Origin of the sequence: Variovorax sp. (assembly GCF_035634955.1) — a bacterium.
In the GTDB taxonomy this organism is placed as follows: Bacteria; Pseudomonadota; Gammaproteobacteria; order Burkholderiales; family Burkholderiaceae_C; genus Variovorax.
The window spans coordinates 101,629-114,336 of the sequence record NZ_DASQBZ010000007.1; the positions used below are offsets into that span (position 1 = coordinate 101,629).

A 12,708-nucleotide genomic window follows, 5' to 3' on the forward strand; every position below is an offset into this window, starting at 1 on the left:
GCGGTCAGATGAGGTCGGCCAGGTCCGGCCAGTGGTGGCGCAGCGCTGCGGCTTCGTCGCCGTCGGGCGACATGAAGGTGAAGTCGTCGAAGTCGAACCCGGGGCCGACCGTGCAGGTGACCAGGCAGAAGCCGACGCCGCCCGGCGCGTCGATCGGACGGGCGGCCTGCCACTGGCCGGCCGGCACGACGTGCTGCGGATGGGCCCCGTGCATGTCCACCGGGCCCAGCTTCACGTGAGCTGGCGCCGTGCGCAACGCCGCGTCGCAGGAATACAGGGCCAGTGGCGCGCCGCCGAGATGCACCCAGACCTCGTCCGACATCACGCGATGCCAGCGCGAATGCTGGCCTGACTCGAGCAGGAAGTAGATGGTGGTCAGCGCATCCCGGCGCGGGCGGCCGTCGGCCGGGGCGACCTGCGCGCTGGAGCGGAATACCTCGCGGTACCAGCCGCCCTCGGGGTGCGGCTGCAGCCCGAGGCTGTCGATGAGTTCGCGCGCCTGCATGGCCGCACTATAGGCCGGGAGCGGCCGGGCCGAGCGCGTCCAGCAGCTTCTGGTGCACGCCGCCGAAGCCGCCGTTGCTCATGCACACGATGTGATCGCCGGGCCGCGCCGCCACGACCACCTGCCGCAGCAGCGTTTCGAGATCCGGTGCGACTTGGGCGCGATCGCCCAGCGGCGCGAGCGCCGCCGCGGCGTCCCAGTCCAGCCCGGCGGCATGGCAGAAGGCGAGGGCGGCCGGCTCCAGGCTCCAGGGCAGCTGGGCGGCCATGGCGCCCAGCTTCATGGTGTTGCTGCGCGGCTCGAACACGGCCAGGATGCGCTCGTCCTGCGCGCCGCTGGCGTCGAGCTTGCGCCGAAGCCCCTCGAGCGTGGTGTGGATGGCGGTCGGGTGGTGCGCGAAGTCGTCGTACACGCGAATGGCGTGGCCGGCACGTTCGACGCTGCCGCGCAGCTCCATGCGCCGGCGCACGTTGCGAAAACTGCCCAGTGCGTCGGCGGCCTCGCCGGGGTCGACGCCCACATGTTCGGCGGCCGCGATCGCCGCCAGCGCGTTCATGCGGTTGTGTTCGCCGGTCAGGGCCCAGGCGACACGGCCGACGCGCTCGCCGCTCCGGCGTACTTCGAAATCGTCCGCGGGGCCGTCGGCCTGCCAGGCGCCGTCGCCGCCGAAGGCGGCCACCTCGCTCCAGCAGCCACGGGCGAGCACCCGCGCCAGGCTTTCTTCCGCGCCGTTCACCACGAGCCTGCCGGTGGCGGGCACGGTGCGAACGAGATGGTGGAACTGCCGTTCGATGGCTGCGAGATCATCAAAGATGTCAGCATGATCGAACTCCAGGTTGTTCAGCACCGCCGTGCGCGGACGGTAGTGGACGAACTTGCTGCGCTTGTCGAAGAAGGCGGTGTCGTACTCGTCCGCCTCGATGACGAACAACGGCCGGCCATGCCCGGCGCCACCATGGCCCAGGCGCGCGGAGACCCCGAAGTCCAGCGGCACACCGCCCACCAGAAAGCCGGGCGCGCGGCCGGCACGCTCGAGGATCCACGCCAACATGGACGTGGTGGTCGTCTTGCCATGCGTGCCGGCCACAGCCAGCACGTGACGGTCCTGCAGCAGCATGTCCGCCAGCCATTGCGGGCCGCTCGTGTAGCGGGCGCCAGCCTCGAGAATGGCCTCCATCAGCGGGAACTTGGCGCTGCCGTCGGGCAGGCGCGCGCGCGAGACGACGTTGCCCACGACGTAGACGTCGGGGTTCAGGGCCATCTGGCCGGCGTCGAAGCCTTCGATCAGATCGATGCCCAGCGCCCGCAACTGATCGCTCATGGGCGGATAGACGCCGGCGTCGCAGCCGGTCACGCGGTGGCCGGCCTCGCGCGCCAGGGCGGCCAGCCCTCCCATGAACGTGCCGCAGATGCCGAGAATGTGAATGTGCATCGGCGGATTCTAGAAGTCGCCGCGCAGACAGCCGCCTCGGACCCCGAGCGGGACCGGGCCGGCGGGGGGGCGTCGCTCGCTCAGGCCCCGGCGCGAGCGATGTCGTCGGCCGCCGCGTGCAGCTTGTCGAGTTGCGACAGCGCCTGCGCCATGGACAGCCGTGCCACCGGCGCCTGCAGGGCGACCGCACAGCGCACCGGCCCGCCGGAACGGTCGCGCACCGGCACGGCGACGCAGACCAGACCGTCGACGTATTCCTCTGCGTCCACCGCGTGGCCCTGGTCGCGAATGCGCGCCAGTTCCTTTTCCATGCGCTCGCGGCTGTCGATGGTGTGTGCGGTGCGCGGGGCGAAGTGCAGCGCTTCGAGCATGCGTTCGCGCGGACCGGTCGGCAGATGCGCCAGCAGAAGCTTGCCGCTGGCCGAGCAGTGCAGCGGGACGCGCGAGCCGGGGCGCAGGTCCAGGCGCAGCGGAAAGTTGGTTTCGACGCGATCGAGGTAGACCACCTCGTCGCCCGACAGCGCAGTCAGGTTGCACGTCTCGCCCACCTGGTCGACCAGGCGGCGCAGCAGCGTGCGGCGCAAGCCGGTGGTGCTGCTGGCGCGCAGCACGTCCTCGGCAAAGCGTGTCAGGCGGGGGGTGACGGCATAGCGGCGGCCGTCGGCGCCGCGCGCCAGCAGTCCGCCGGCTTCCATCTGCTGGAGCATGCGGTGTACCGATGGCTTCGGTTGTCCGCTCAGGCGCACCACGTCGGCCAGGGATTGGGCGTCCCCGGTGCTGGCGACGAGTTCGAGCAATTGCAGCATGCGCAGTCCCGGGGTGAGCGCTTGATCGTGGGTGTTGGGAGCTGCGAATTCTTCGGAAATCATCGGGGCGAGGTCTCAAAAGTAGAGACTTTGTATTAGCAAATCCGAGATTCTGCCCTCTTTTGGGTAAGATGCATGACTTCTAAAGTAGTTTGGAAGCAACATTTCATCAACAAATGCGGTAATCGTCGACGCTTGCAGCGCTTGCGGCGGCGCCCGCTTCGCCGGGCGGGCTGCCAGCCCCGACAATCCGCTCCCGGCGCCACCTGCTTCCCGATGGAAAACGAGTCTCCTCTTCCCCTGCGGCGCGTCCTGATCACCGGCGCTGCCGGCTTTCTCGGGCGCAGCGTGGTGTCCGCCCTGGCGCAGTCGCGCGAGATCGACGCCGTCATTGCCACCGACGTCCGCGACGTGCCGCCCGCGCGGCGCGTGCCCGGCGTCATCTACGAAGTGATGGACGTGCGCTCGCCCGAATTGCAGGGGCTGCTCGAGCGCCGGGCGGTGGACGCCGTCGTGCACCTGGCCGCCACCGTGCCTCCCGGCAGCGGGGGCGACCGCGACTTCGAGTATTCGGTGGATGTACTGGGAACGCGCAACCTGCTCAAGGCCAGCCTGGCCGCCGGCGTGCGCCACCTGGTGGTCGCCTCGAGCGGCGCCGCCTATGGCTACCACGCGGACAACCCGGCGTGGATCACCGAAGACCAGCCCCTGCGGGGCAACGCGGACTTCGTCTGTTCGCACCACAAGCGGCTGGTCGAGGAAATGCTCGCCAGCTACCGCAGTCGCCATCCGCAGCTGCGCCAGACGGTACTGCGCATCGGCACCATTCTTGGCGACCACGCCGACAACCGGGTGACGGCGCTGTTCGACAAACCGCGCCTCATGGCAGTGCGCGGCAGGGACAGCCCTTTCGTCTTCGTCTGGGACGAGGATGTCGCCGGCTGCATCCTGCATGCGATCGCCAGTGGCCGCACCGGGTGCTTCAACGTGGCCGGAGATGGCGCGCTCACGCTCGCGCAGATCGCGGCGTTGCTGCGCAAGCCTGTGCTGGCGGTGCCGGCGCCGCTCCTGCGATTGGGCTTGAGGATCGGCGCGCGCCTGAAGATCAGCCGCTGCGGCCCGGAGCAGATCGATTTCCTGCGCTATCGGCCGGTTCTGGCCAACGACCGGCTCAAGCAGGAGTTCGGCTATGTCCCGCGCAAGACCAGCCTCGAAGCCTTCCTGGCCTTCAAGGCGGCCCGTGCAGCCAGGCGCAGCCTCGCCGCGGACGCATCGCCGCAAGGCTGAACGGGCGGCCGGGCGCGCCCCCGGTTTGCGTACGGCTTCTCCTGCGCCGTGGGCGCGACGACCGGGCACAATCGACCGATGGACACCTCTTCTGCCGCCAAACGCGAGATTGCCGCAGCCGCGGCCCGGCTCGTGGTCGAGGAAGGCCTCGAGTACGGCCCGGCCAAGCGCCGGGCGCTGCGCGAACTCGGCCTGCCGGCGCGCACGGCGCTGCCGGGCAACGACGAGATCGAGGCGTCGGTGCGCGAGTACATCGACGTGTTCTGCGCCGACACCCAGCCGCGCGAACTGCTCGCGCTGCGCCGACTGGCGCTGGAGTGGATGGAGCGCATGGCGCCGTTTCGCCCCCACCTTGGCGGCGCTGTCTGGCACGGAACCGCCACCCGCCTGTCGGACATCTATATCCAGCTGTTCTGCGACGACTCCAAGTCGGCCGAGATCAGCCTGATCGACCATCGCGTCGACTACGAGCCGCGCATGGTCACGGGCTTCCATGGCGAACAGGTCGAGGCGCTCAGCGTGCACGCCATGAGCCGCGAGCTCGGCGAAGAGGTCGGGGTCCACCTGCTGGTGTACGACCTCGACGACCAGCGTGGCGCGCTCAAGCCCGACGCGCAGGGGCGGGCCCCGCGTGGAGACATGGCGGCCGTGCGCCGCCTGATCGAAAAGGACGAGCAGGCATGACAGAGTCGACGTCCATCGAGAGGGTCGAAGGCGGCCGCTCCCGCCGCTGGATGTTGGGCGCCGTGGCCGTGGCAGCGGCCGGCGCCGGCGCGGCGGCGGCATGGTGGCAAGCCCGTGACGATCGCGGTGGAACTGCATTGGATGCCGGGTTCTGGTCCGGCCGGTTCGATCGGCCGGACGGCGGCGAACTGGCCCTGACAACGCTGCGAGGCAAGCCGCTGCTGGTGAACTTCTGGGCCACGTGGTGCGCGCCCTGCGTCGAGGAAATGCCGATGCTCGATGCCTTTTTCCGTGAAAATGCCGCGAACGGCTTTCAAGTGGTGGGTTTGGCCATCGATCAGCCGAGCGCGGTGCGCAAGTTTCTTGCGCGAACGCCGGTCGCCTATCCGATCGGGCTGGCCGGCGTGGCCGGCACCGACATGCTCCGTCAGCTGGGCAACACGCAAGGAGGGTTGCCCTTTACGCTCGCCGTGGGCGCGGACGGCAAGGTGGCCGCACGTAAAATGGGAAAGCTGGAGCGCAGCGACCTCGACAGTTGGCGTCGTGATCTCTTTCACGGTTAGAATGATCTGTTAACCTCGATTTTGGCGCTCATAAGCGTGATTACGCCGAAGTTAGCGGTCATTCATTCACTTTGAATACTAATTGAGCACTACCCAGTGCGAAAGCCCGGCGCATGCCGGCAATGGAGTCCCATGGACCTGCGCAAGCTCAAAACACTGATCGACCTCGTGTCGGAATCCAACATCTCCGAGTTGGAGATCACCGAAGCCGAGGGCAAGGTGCGGATCGTCAAGGCCGGCGCCGAAAGCGCCGCCCCCGTGCAATACGTTCAGGCGCTGCCGGCGGCTGCGGCAACGGCCGCGCCCGCCGCCGCGCCGGCTGCCGCGGCCTCTCCGGCTCCGGCGCCCGCGCCGGCACAGCCCCAGGGGCATGTGGTCAAGTCGCCGATGGTGGGCACCTTCTATCGTGCTTCCAGTCCCGGCGCGGCGCCCTTCGTGGAAGTGGGCGCGCAGGTCAAGGAAGGCGACACGATCTGCATCATCGAGGCCATGAAGATCCTCAACGAGATCGAGGCCGACAAGAGCGGCACCATCACCCAGATCCTCGGCGAGAACGGTCAGGCGGTCGAATACGGCCAGCCGCTGTTCACCATCGAGTAAGCATGCCAATGACGCTCGTGGACGATCGCGGCCCGTGCGCCGTGGTGGCCGCGGGCACCACCCGGTCCAGCCGCCGCCCGTGCGTGTGCGCGGCCTCAGGCCGCGGGAGAAACGATGTTTAAGAAGATCCTTGTGGCCAACCGTGGGGAGATTGCCCTGCGGGTCCAGCGGGCCTGTGCCGAAATGGGCATCAAGGCCGTCATGGTCTATTCAGAAGCCGACCGCGACGCCAAGTACGTCAAGCTGGCGCAGGAGGCTGTGTGCATCGGCCCGGCGCCGTCCGGGCAGAGCTATCTCAACATGCCGGCCATCATCTCGGCGGCCGAGGTCACCGACTCCGAGGCGATCCACCCCGGCTATGGCTTCCTAAGCGAGAACGCCGACTTCGCCGAGCGCGTGGAACAAAGCGGCTTCCAGTTCATCGGCCCGACGCCGGAGAACATCCGCATCATGGGCGACAAGGTCTCGGCCAAGCAGGCGATGATCAAGGCGGGCGTGCCCTGCGTGCCCGGGTCGGAGGGTGAGTTGTCCGACGATCCGGCCACCAACAAGCGCATCGCGCGGGCCATCGGCTACCCGGTGATCATCAAGGCTGCGGGCGGCGGCGGCGGGCGCGGCATGCGCGTGGTGCACACCGAGGCGGCGCTGGTCAACGCCATCCAGATGACGAAGGCGGAGGCCCAGGCGGCCTTCAACAACGGCGCGGTGTACATGGAGAAGTTTCTCCAGAACCCGCGGCACATCGAGATCCAGGTGCTGGCCGACAAGCACAAGAACGCCGTCTACCTGGGCGAGCGCGACTGCTCCATGCAGCGGCGCCACCAGAAGGTGATCGAGGAGTCTCCCGCGCCGGGCATCGCGCGCAAGCTCATCGAGCGCATCGGCGAGCGCTGCACAGCCGCGTGCAAGAAGATCGGCTACCGCGGCGCCGGCACCTTCGAGTTCCTGTACGAGGACGGCGAGTTCTACTTCATCGAAATGAACACGCGCGTGCAGGTCGAGCATCCGGTCACCGAGATGGTCACCGGCATCGACATCGTCAAGACGCAGATCATGGTGGCGGCCGGCGAGAAGCTGCCGTTTACCCAGCGCCAGATCGAACAGCGCGGCCATGCCATCGAATGCCGCATCAACGCCGAGCACCCCTACAAGTTCACGCCGTCGCCGGGGCGCATCACGATGTGGCACCCGCCGGGCGGCCCGGGCGTGCGGGTCGACTCGCATGCCTACACGAACTACTTCGTGCCGCCCAACTATGACTCGATGATCGGCAAGATCATCGTTCATGGCGACACGCGCGAGCAGGCGCTGGCGCGCATGCGCCAGGCTCTCAACGAGACGGTGGTCGAGGGCATCCAGACGAACATCGCGCTGCACCGCGAACTGATGGTCGACGCCAAGTTCATGAGCGGCGGCACCAACATCCACTACCTGGAAGAGTGGCTCGGCGCCCACGCGCGCTGAGCAAGGAGCCCGGCCGATGTTCGAACTGCACCTGCTTGCCCCGGAGGACAGGATCGAGATCCTGGGCGAGGCGCTGGATGCGCTCGACGCATTGAGCACCTCGGTCGAGGATGCCGACGCCCAGACCGAGGCGGAGCGCGCGCTGTTCGGCGAGCCGGGAATGCCGCCGCCCAAGGCCGGGTGGGAGCGCTCGCGGGTGACCGCGCTGTTCCCGACCGAGGAGGCCGCGCGCGAGGCGGGGCTGGTGCTGTCGGCGCAGGACTTCTTCGACGGCTGCGAGCTCGTCGGGGTCTTCGAGGTGCCCGAGCAGGATTGGGTACGCCTGACGCAGTCACAGTTCGCACCGGTGGAGATCACGCCCGAATTCTGGATCGTGCCGACCTGGCACCAGCCGCCGGCTGCCGCCCGCCAGGTGATCCGGCTCGATCCGGGCCTGGCCTTCGGGACGGGAACCCACCCGACCACCCGCATGTGCCTGCGCTGGATCGCCGGTGCCGGCGCGCTCGCCTCGCGCCGCGTGCTGGACTACGGTTGCGGCTCGGGCATTCTCGCCATCGGTGCCGCCAAGTTCGGCGCCAGCGACATCGACGCCGTGGACATCGACCAGGCCGCGGTGGAATCGACGCGGCTCAATGCGCAGGCGAACCAGGTGCAACTGAGGGCCGGCCTGCCGGATGCCGCCGCGGGCACCTACGACATCGTCCTGGCCAACATCCTGGCGACGCCACTGAAGGTGCTGGCGCCGCTGCTGTGCCGGCACGTGGCGCCGGGCGGATCGCTGGTGCTGGCGGGCATCCTCGATCGCCAGGCGCAGGAGTTGCAAGAGGCGTATGCGCCCTATCTGAAGCTGTCGGTGGCCGACACCGAGGACGGCTGGATCCTGATGACCGGCCGCGCCTGAACGCGCATGCCGGCAAGGGCGGACCACGCGCCGGCGCCGCGCCCGGCCATGCCGTACGAGGGCACCCCTACAATTCGCGCCACATGAGACTCGTCACCCGCTGCCCCGCATGTGCGACCACATTCAAGGTCGTCCGGGACCAGCTTCGCATCTCCGAGGGATGGGTTCGCTGCGGCCGTTGCAGCGAGGTGTTCGACGCCACTCAGGCACTGTGGGAGACGAACGACGACGGCACGCCGGTGGCAGCCGTTCCTGGCGCGTCGGCCCCTGCGCCTGGCCAGGCGTCTGCGCCGGCGCCGGCTGCCACGCCCGTCGTCGAAAGCGGCGAAGACGACTCGCACGACGACGATGCCTTCGACCTCGGGCCGGAGGCTCCGCCGTTGCCCGCCGGCATCGAGATGCCAGCGATGTCGTGGCCGAAAGCCGATCTGCTCGATCTCGGCGGCGGCTCGGCAGCCATCCCCGCGCCCACGGCGCCGCGCTGGACGTCCGAGCCGGTGAGCGTGGCCTATTCCGAAGCGGCGCAGCGCTTCGGTGACGCGGCGCACGAACCGCGGTTCGACGCACTGCCGTCGCTCGACCTCGGCCTGCCCGCGGATCGCGACAGCGCCCCGGCGCAGCGGCGCGAGCCCGAGTTCTCGCCTGTGCTCACCGGCCCGTCTGCCGCCGTCTCGCCGATCGAGGAGGCCGTGAACGCGCAGTTGCAGAAGGCCTTGCGGCGCGAACGCGTCAAGGCGCTGCGCCGCGAGCGCTCCGAGCAGCGCGAGCGGGAGCGCCACGGCCATGCGTCGAGTGCCGGCGATCCGAGTTTCGATGCATCGCCCGTCGCCGATGGCGCGGCTTCCGTCGATCTGCATGCGGCGGACGTCGGCGGCTCGCCATCTTCCGCGCCGTCGTCCGCCGAGCGGCCGGCATTGCGCCTTCCATCGGAATCGGCTTCCCATGCCGACGCGACGCATGTCGCCGCGCCAGCGGCGGCGCCGCTGCCGAGCTTTGCCGACGTGTCGGCCGACCAGGACGCGCGGCCGCGGCGGCGCGCCGGCAACTGGCTGTGGGCACTGGCTTGCCTGTGCGCGCTGGCGGTGCTGGCGTTGCAGTATCTGCGCCACGAGCGCGACATCCTGGTCGCCCGCCAGCCCCAGCTGCGTCCGGTTCTGCAGGCGCTGTGCGACTGGACCCATTGCCGGCTGGCCGCTCCTCGCATGATTGCCGCCATCAGCATCGAAGGGGCCTCCCTTTCGAGCGATCGCAACGAGGGCTACCGGCTCGACTTCACGTTGCGCAACGGAGCGCGCATGCCGCTCGCCATGCCGGCAGTGGAACTGACCCTGCTGGACACCCAGGAGCGAGCGCTGGTGCGCCGGGTCCTGCAACCGAATGAATTCGGCGCACCGGGCGTGCTGGCGGCCGGCGCCGAACGCAATGCGTCCCTGCCGGTTCGTCTGAGCGGCCCCGATGCTGCCGGCTTGCCGCCTGTCGCGGGCTATCGCCTTTCGGCCTTCTATCCCTGAGGCGCGGTCGCACCGCCTTTCTTCAACCGACCACCACACACTATGGCCACCGTCATTTGCGGCTCCCTCGCCTTCGACACGATCATGAGCTTCGAGGGTCGTTTCGCCGACCAGATCCTGCCGGACCAGTTGCACATCCTCAATGTGTCCTTCCTGGTGCCGGGCCTGCGGCGCGACTTCGGCGGCTGCGCCGGCAACGTCGCCTATGCCCTCAATGCCCTGGGCGGCAAGGCGTTGCCGATGGCCACGGTCGGCAGCGATGGCGCCGACTACATCCGGCGCCTGCGCGATCTGGGCATCTCGACCGAGTTCGTGCGCGAAGTGTCGGACACCTACACCGCGCAAGCGATGATCATGACGGACCGCGACAACAACCAGATCACGGCCTTCCATCCGGGCGCCATGCAGCAGGCACACCTGACGCGGATCGACGCGCGGGAGGACATCCGCCTGGGCATCATCTCGCCGGATGGGCGCGACGCCATGCTCGAGCATGCCGAGCAGTTCAAGGCGGCCGGCATTCCGTTCGTGTTCGATCCGGGGCAGGGCCTGCCGATGTTCAACGGCGACGAGTTGGCGCACTTCATCGAGCTGGCCGACTGGGTTACCGTCAACGACTATGAAGGCCGCATGCTCAGCGAGCGCACGGGCTTGGACAGCGCCGAAATATCGCGGCGCGTGCGCGGGCTGGTGGTCACGTTGGGCGCTGACGGGTGCGAAGTGTGGACCGATGGCGCCAAGACGCATGTTCCAGCCGTCGCGCCGGCCCAGGTGGTGGATCCCACCGGGTGCGGCGACGCCTGGCGCGGCGCGCTGCTCTACGGACTGGAGCAGGACTGGCCGCTGGCGCGCTGCGCAGAACTGGGCAATCGCCTCGGGGCGCTCAAGATCGCCCAGCGCGGACCGCAGAACTACGGGGTCGACCGGGCCGCCCTCGGACTCTGACAGGCCTCGGCCGGTCCAAAGACAAAAAAGCCCGGCACCGTGAGGTGCCGGGCTTTGGCCTTGGAGAGGCTCAGGCTCAGGGCTTGCCGGCCGTCGGGAAGGGCCAGGCTGCTTGCGGGTTCAGAGTGGTCTGAGCCGCAGGGGCAGGCGTTGCCTTGGGGGCAGCGGGAGCCTTGGCAGCCTTCTTGGCAGCAGGCTTCTTCGCGGCTTTCTTGGCGACCGCCTTCTTGGCGACCTTCTTCGCAACCGCCTTCTTCGCAACCTTCTTGGCTACCGCCTTCTTGGCGATCTTCTTCGCTGCGGGCTTGGCGACCTTCTTGGCGACGGCTTTCTTCGCCGCGGTCTTCACGACCTTCTTGGCGACGGCCTTCTTTGCCGCGGTCTTGGCGACCTTCTTCGCGACAGCCTTCTTCACCGCGGTCTTGGCGACCTTCTTGGCGACGGCCTTCTTTGCCGCGGTCTTCACGACCTTCTTGGCGACCGCCTTCTTCACGGCGGGACGCGCGACCTTCTTCGCCACGACCTTCTTGGCGACGGCCTTCTTTGCTACCTTCTTGGCGGCGGCTTTCTTGGCCGGCGCTTTCTTTGCAGTTGCCATTTTCTTTCTCCTTGATCAAGTTGAAGAATCAACCTTTTGAAGCACTTCAGGGCCCTTCACGGACCCATTGAAGCGATCCATGGCATTGAGGACGTGGCCTCAGTGCCATGAACACCTGCGCCCCGGGCGCCGCACTCTTTTCGGTGCATCCGGCGCCAAGGGCAATACCGATCTTGTTTTGTCGTCGTATCGAACGCGAAACTCAATCCCAAGAAAGCGCACCGCCCGATTGATACTCGATCACACGGGTCTCGAAAAAGTTGCGCTCCTTCTTCAGGTCAATCATCTCGCTCATCCAGGGGAACGGGTTTTCCTCGTTCGGGAAGAGCGCTTCGAGGCCGATCTGCGTGGCGCGACGGTTCGCGATGTAACGCAGGTAGCCCTTGAACATGGAGGCATTCATGCCCAGCACGCCACGCGGCATGGTGTCTTCGGCATAACGGTATTCCAGCTCGACCGCCTTGGCGAACAGCGCCTTGATCTCGGCCTTGAACTCGGCCGTCCACAGATGCGGGTTCTCGAGCTTGAGCTGGTTGATCAGGTCGATGCCGAAATTGCAGTGCATCGACTCGTCGCGCAGGATGTACTGGTACTGCTCGGCGGCGCCGGTCATCTTGTTCTGCCGGCCCAGCGCCAGGATCTGCGTGAAGCCGACGTAGAAGAACAGGCCTTCCATCAGGCAGGCGAAGACGATCAGGCTCTTGAGCAGCGTCTGGTCGTTCTCGGGCGTGCCGGTGTGGAAGTTCGGGTCCATGATCGCCTCGATGAAGGGGATCAGGAACTGGTCCTTCTCGCGGATCGAGGCGACCTCGTTGTAGGCGTTGAAGATCTCGGCCTCGTCCAGGCCCAGCGACTCCACGATGTACTGGTAGGCGTGGGTGTGGATCGCTTCCTCGAAGGCCTGGCGCAGCAGGAACTGGCGGCACTCCGGCGCCGTGATGTGGCGGTAGGTGCCCAGCACGATGTTGTTGGCGGCCAGCGAGTCGGCGGTGACGAAGAAGCCCAGGTTGCGCTTGACGATGCGGCGCTCGTCCTCGGTCAGCCCGTTCGGGTCCTTCCAGAGGGCGATGTCGCGCGTCATGTTCACTTCCTGCGGCATCCAGTGGTTGGCGCAGGTGGCGAGGTATTTTTCCCAGGCCCACTTGTACTTGAAGGGCACCAGCTGGTTGACGTCGGTCTGGCCGTTGATGATGCGCTTGTCGGCCGCGACCACGCGCCGGGCGCTGGCGGTCGGCAGCGCGGCTGCCGCGGAGGCAGGTGCGAGCGAGGCCGGCGTGTGCGAAGCGACGGGCTGCAGCGCCGGCGAGGCATGCTGCGAAGTCGGCAGTTCCATCGCGCGGCCGATCGGGTTCACGGGCGCTGCGTTGTGCTTGACTTCTTCGTCCCAGGTCAACATAGAGATTCCAATACTC

13 protein-coding genes are annotated in these 12,708 nt (G+C 67.9%); 8 read left to right on the plus strand and 5 right to left on the minus strand.

The window, feature by feature from the left end; genetic code table 11:
• Window positions 1-4 precede the first annotated feature (4 nt).
• From VES41_RS02610 to VES41_RS02620, 3 genes are all read right to left on the minus strand, one after another.
• Window positions 5-505, minus strand: a complete 501-nt coding sequence (locus VES41_RS02610) for a cupin domain-containing protein (protein WP_324812609.1) — start codon at window positions 503-505, stop codon at window positions 5-7.
• A gap of 7 nt (window positions 506-512) precedes the next feature.
• The gene (gene mpl / locus VES41_RS02615) at window positions 513-1,937 is read right to left on the minus strand and encodes a UDP-N-acetylmuramate:L-alanyl-gamma-D-glutamyl-meso-diaminopimelate ligase (RefSeq protein ID WP_324812612.1); all 1,425 of its coding nucleotides are present in this window, start codon (window positions 1,935-1,937) and stop codon (window positions 513-515) included.
• An 80-nt stretch (window positions 1,938-2,017) separates the two neighbouring features.
• Complete coding sequence (locus VES41_RS02620; RefSeq protein ID WP_324812614.1) at window positions 2,018-2,806, minus strand: IclR family transcriptional regulator; 789 nt, start codon at window positions 2,804-2,806, stop codon at window positions 2,018-2,020.
• Window positions 2,807-3,019: 213 nt separating this feature from the next.
• Between VES41_RS02620 and VES41_RS02625 the strand changes: the two genes are divergently transcribed.
• From VES41_RS02625 to VES41_RS02660, 8 genes are all read left to right on the plus strand, one after another.
• The gene (locus VES41_RS02625; protein ID WP_324812617.1) at window positions 3,020-4,030 is read left to right on the plus strand and encodes an SDR family oxidoreductase; all 1,011 of its coding nucleotides are present in this window, start codon (window positions 3,020-3,022) and stop codon (window positions 4,028-4,030) included.
• A gap of 78 nt (window positions 4,031-4,108) precedes the next feature.
• Window positions 4,109-4,714, plus strand: a complete 606-nt coding sequence (locus VES41_RS02630) for a hypothetical protein (protein ID WP_324812619.1) — start codon at window positions 4,109-4,111, stop codon at window positions 4,712-4,714.
• Window positions 4,711-5,277 (plus strand): TlpA disulfide reductase family protein, encoded by a 567-nt coding sequence (locus VES41_RS02635; RefSeq protein ID WP_324812621.1) that lies wholly within the window; start codon window positions 4,711-4,713, stop codon window positions 5,275-5,277. The genes VES41_RS02630 and VES41_RS02635 overlap by 4 nt, the downstream gene beginning before the upstream one ends.
• A 132-nt stretch (window positions 5,278-5,409) precedes the next feature.
• A complete protein-coding gene (gene accB, locus VES41_RS02640; RefSeq protein ID WP_324812623.1) occupies window positions 5,410-5,877 on the plus strand; it encodes an acetyl-CoA carboxylase biotin carboxyl carrier protein in 468 nt (155 codons plus the stop codon).
• 114 nt (window positions 5,878-5,991) lie between these two features.
• Window positions 5,992-7,341, plus strand: a complete 1,350-nt coding sequence (accC, locus tag VES41_RS02645) for an acetyl-CoA carboxylase biotin carboxylase subunit (protein ID WP_324812625.1) — start codon at window positions 5,992-5,994, stop codon at window positions 7,339-7,341.
• 16 nt (window positions 7,342-7,357) lie between these two features.
• The gene (gene prmA / locus VES41_RS02650; RefSeq protein ID WP_324812628.1) at window positions 7,358-8,242 is read left to right on the plus strand and encodes a 50S ribosomal protein L11 methyltransferase; all 885 of its coding nucleotides are present in this window, start codon (window positions 7,358-7,360) and stop codon (window positions 8,240-8,242) included.
• A gap of 83 nt (window positions 8,243-8,325) precedes the next feature.
• A complete protein-coding gene (locus VES41_RS02655; RefSeq protein WP_324812631.1) occupies window positions 8,326-9,753 on the plus strand; it encodes a zinc-ribbon and DUF3426 domain-containing protein in 1,428 nt (475 codons plus the stop codon).
• 42 nt (window positions 9,754-9,795) lie between these two features.
• A complete protein-coding gene (locus VES41_RS02660) occupies window positions 9,796-10,698 on the plus strand; it encodes a carbohydrate kinase family protein (RefSeq protein ID WP_324812633.1) in 903 nt (300 codons plus the stop codon).
• 76 nt (window positions 10,699-10,774) lie between these two features.
• Here VES41_RS02660 and VES41_RS02665 read toward each other — a convergent pair whose 3' ends face one another.
• Complete coding sequence (locus tag VES41_RS02665; RefSeq protein ID WP_324812636.1) at window positions 10,775-11,296, minus strand: histone H1-like DNA-binding protein; 522 nt, start codon at window positions 11,294-11,296, stop codon at window positions 10,775-10,777.
• 202 nt (window positions 11,297-11,498) lie between these two features.
• A complete protein-coding gene (locus VES41_RS02670; RefSeq protein ID WP_324812639.1) occupies window positions 11,499-12,692 on the minus strand; it encodes a ribonucleotide-diphosphate reductase subunit beta in 1,194 nt (397 codons plus the stop codon).
• Window positions 12,693-12,708 lie beyond the last annotated feature (16 nt).

Excerpts from the sequence above, each read along its gene's own strand:
- VES41_RS02630 (WP_324812619.1), top strand. The coding sequence starts at position 4,109 with ATGGACACCTCTTCTGCCGCCAAACGCGAGATTGCCGCAGCCGCGGCC.
- VES41_RS02660 (WP_324812633.1), top strand. The coding sequence starts at position 9,796 with ATGGCCACCGTCATTTGCGGCTCCCTCGCCTTCGACACGATCATGAGC.
- VES41_RS02635 (WP_324812621.1), top strand. The coding sequence starts at position 4,711 with ATGACAGAGTCGACGTCCATCGAGAGGGTCGAAGGCGGCCGCTCCCGC.
- VES41_RS02610 (WP_324812609.1), bottom strand. The coding sequence starts at position 505 with ATGCAGGCGCGCGAACTCATCGACAGCCTCGGGCTGCAGCCGCACCCC.
- VES41_RS02620 (WP_324812614.1), bottom strand. The coding sequence starts at position 2,806 with ATGATTTCCGAAGAATTCGCAGCTCCCAACACCCACGATCAAGCGCTC.
- prmA (WP_324812628.1), top strand. The coding sequence starts at position 7,358 with ATGTTCGAACTGCACCTGCTTGCCCCGGAGGACAGGATCGAGATCCTG.
- VES41_RS02625 (WP_324812617.1), top strand. The coding sequence starts at position 3,020 with ATGGAAAACGAGTCTCCTCTTCCCCTGCGGCGCGTCCTGATCACCGGC.
- accC (WP_324812625.1), top strand. The coding sequence starts at position 5,992 with ATGTTTAAGAAGATCCTTGTGGCCAACCGTGGGGAGATTGCCCTGCGG.
- VES41_RS02655 (WP_324812631.1), top strand. The coding sequence starts at position 8,326 with ATGAGACTCGTCACCCGCTGCCCCGCATGTGCGACCACATTCAAGGTC.
- accB (WP_324812623.1), top strand. The coding sequence starts at position 5,410 with ATGGACCTGCGCAAGCTCAAAACACTGATCGACCTCGTGTCGGAATCC.
- mpl (WP_324812612.1), bottom strand. The coding sequence starts at position 1,937 with ATGCACATTCACATTCTCGGCATCTGCGGCACGTTCATGGGAGGGCTG.
- VES41_RS02670 (WP_324812639.1), bottom strand. The coding sequence starts at position 12,692 with ATGTTGACCTGGGACGAAGAAGTCAAGCACAACGCAGCGCCCGTGAAC.
- VES41_RS02665 (WP_324812636.1), bottom strand. The coding sequence starts at position 11,296 with ATGGCAACTGCAAAGAAAGCGCCGGCCAAGAAAGCCGCCGCCAAGAAG.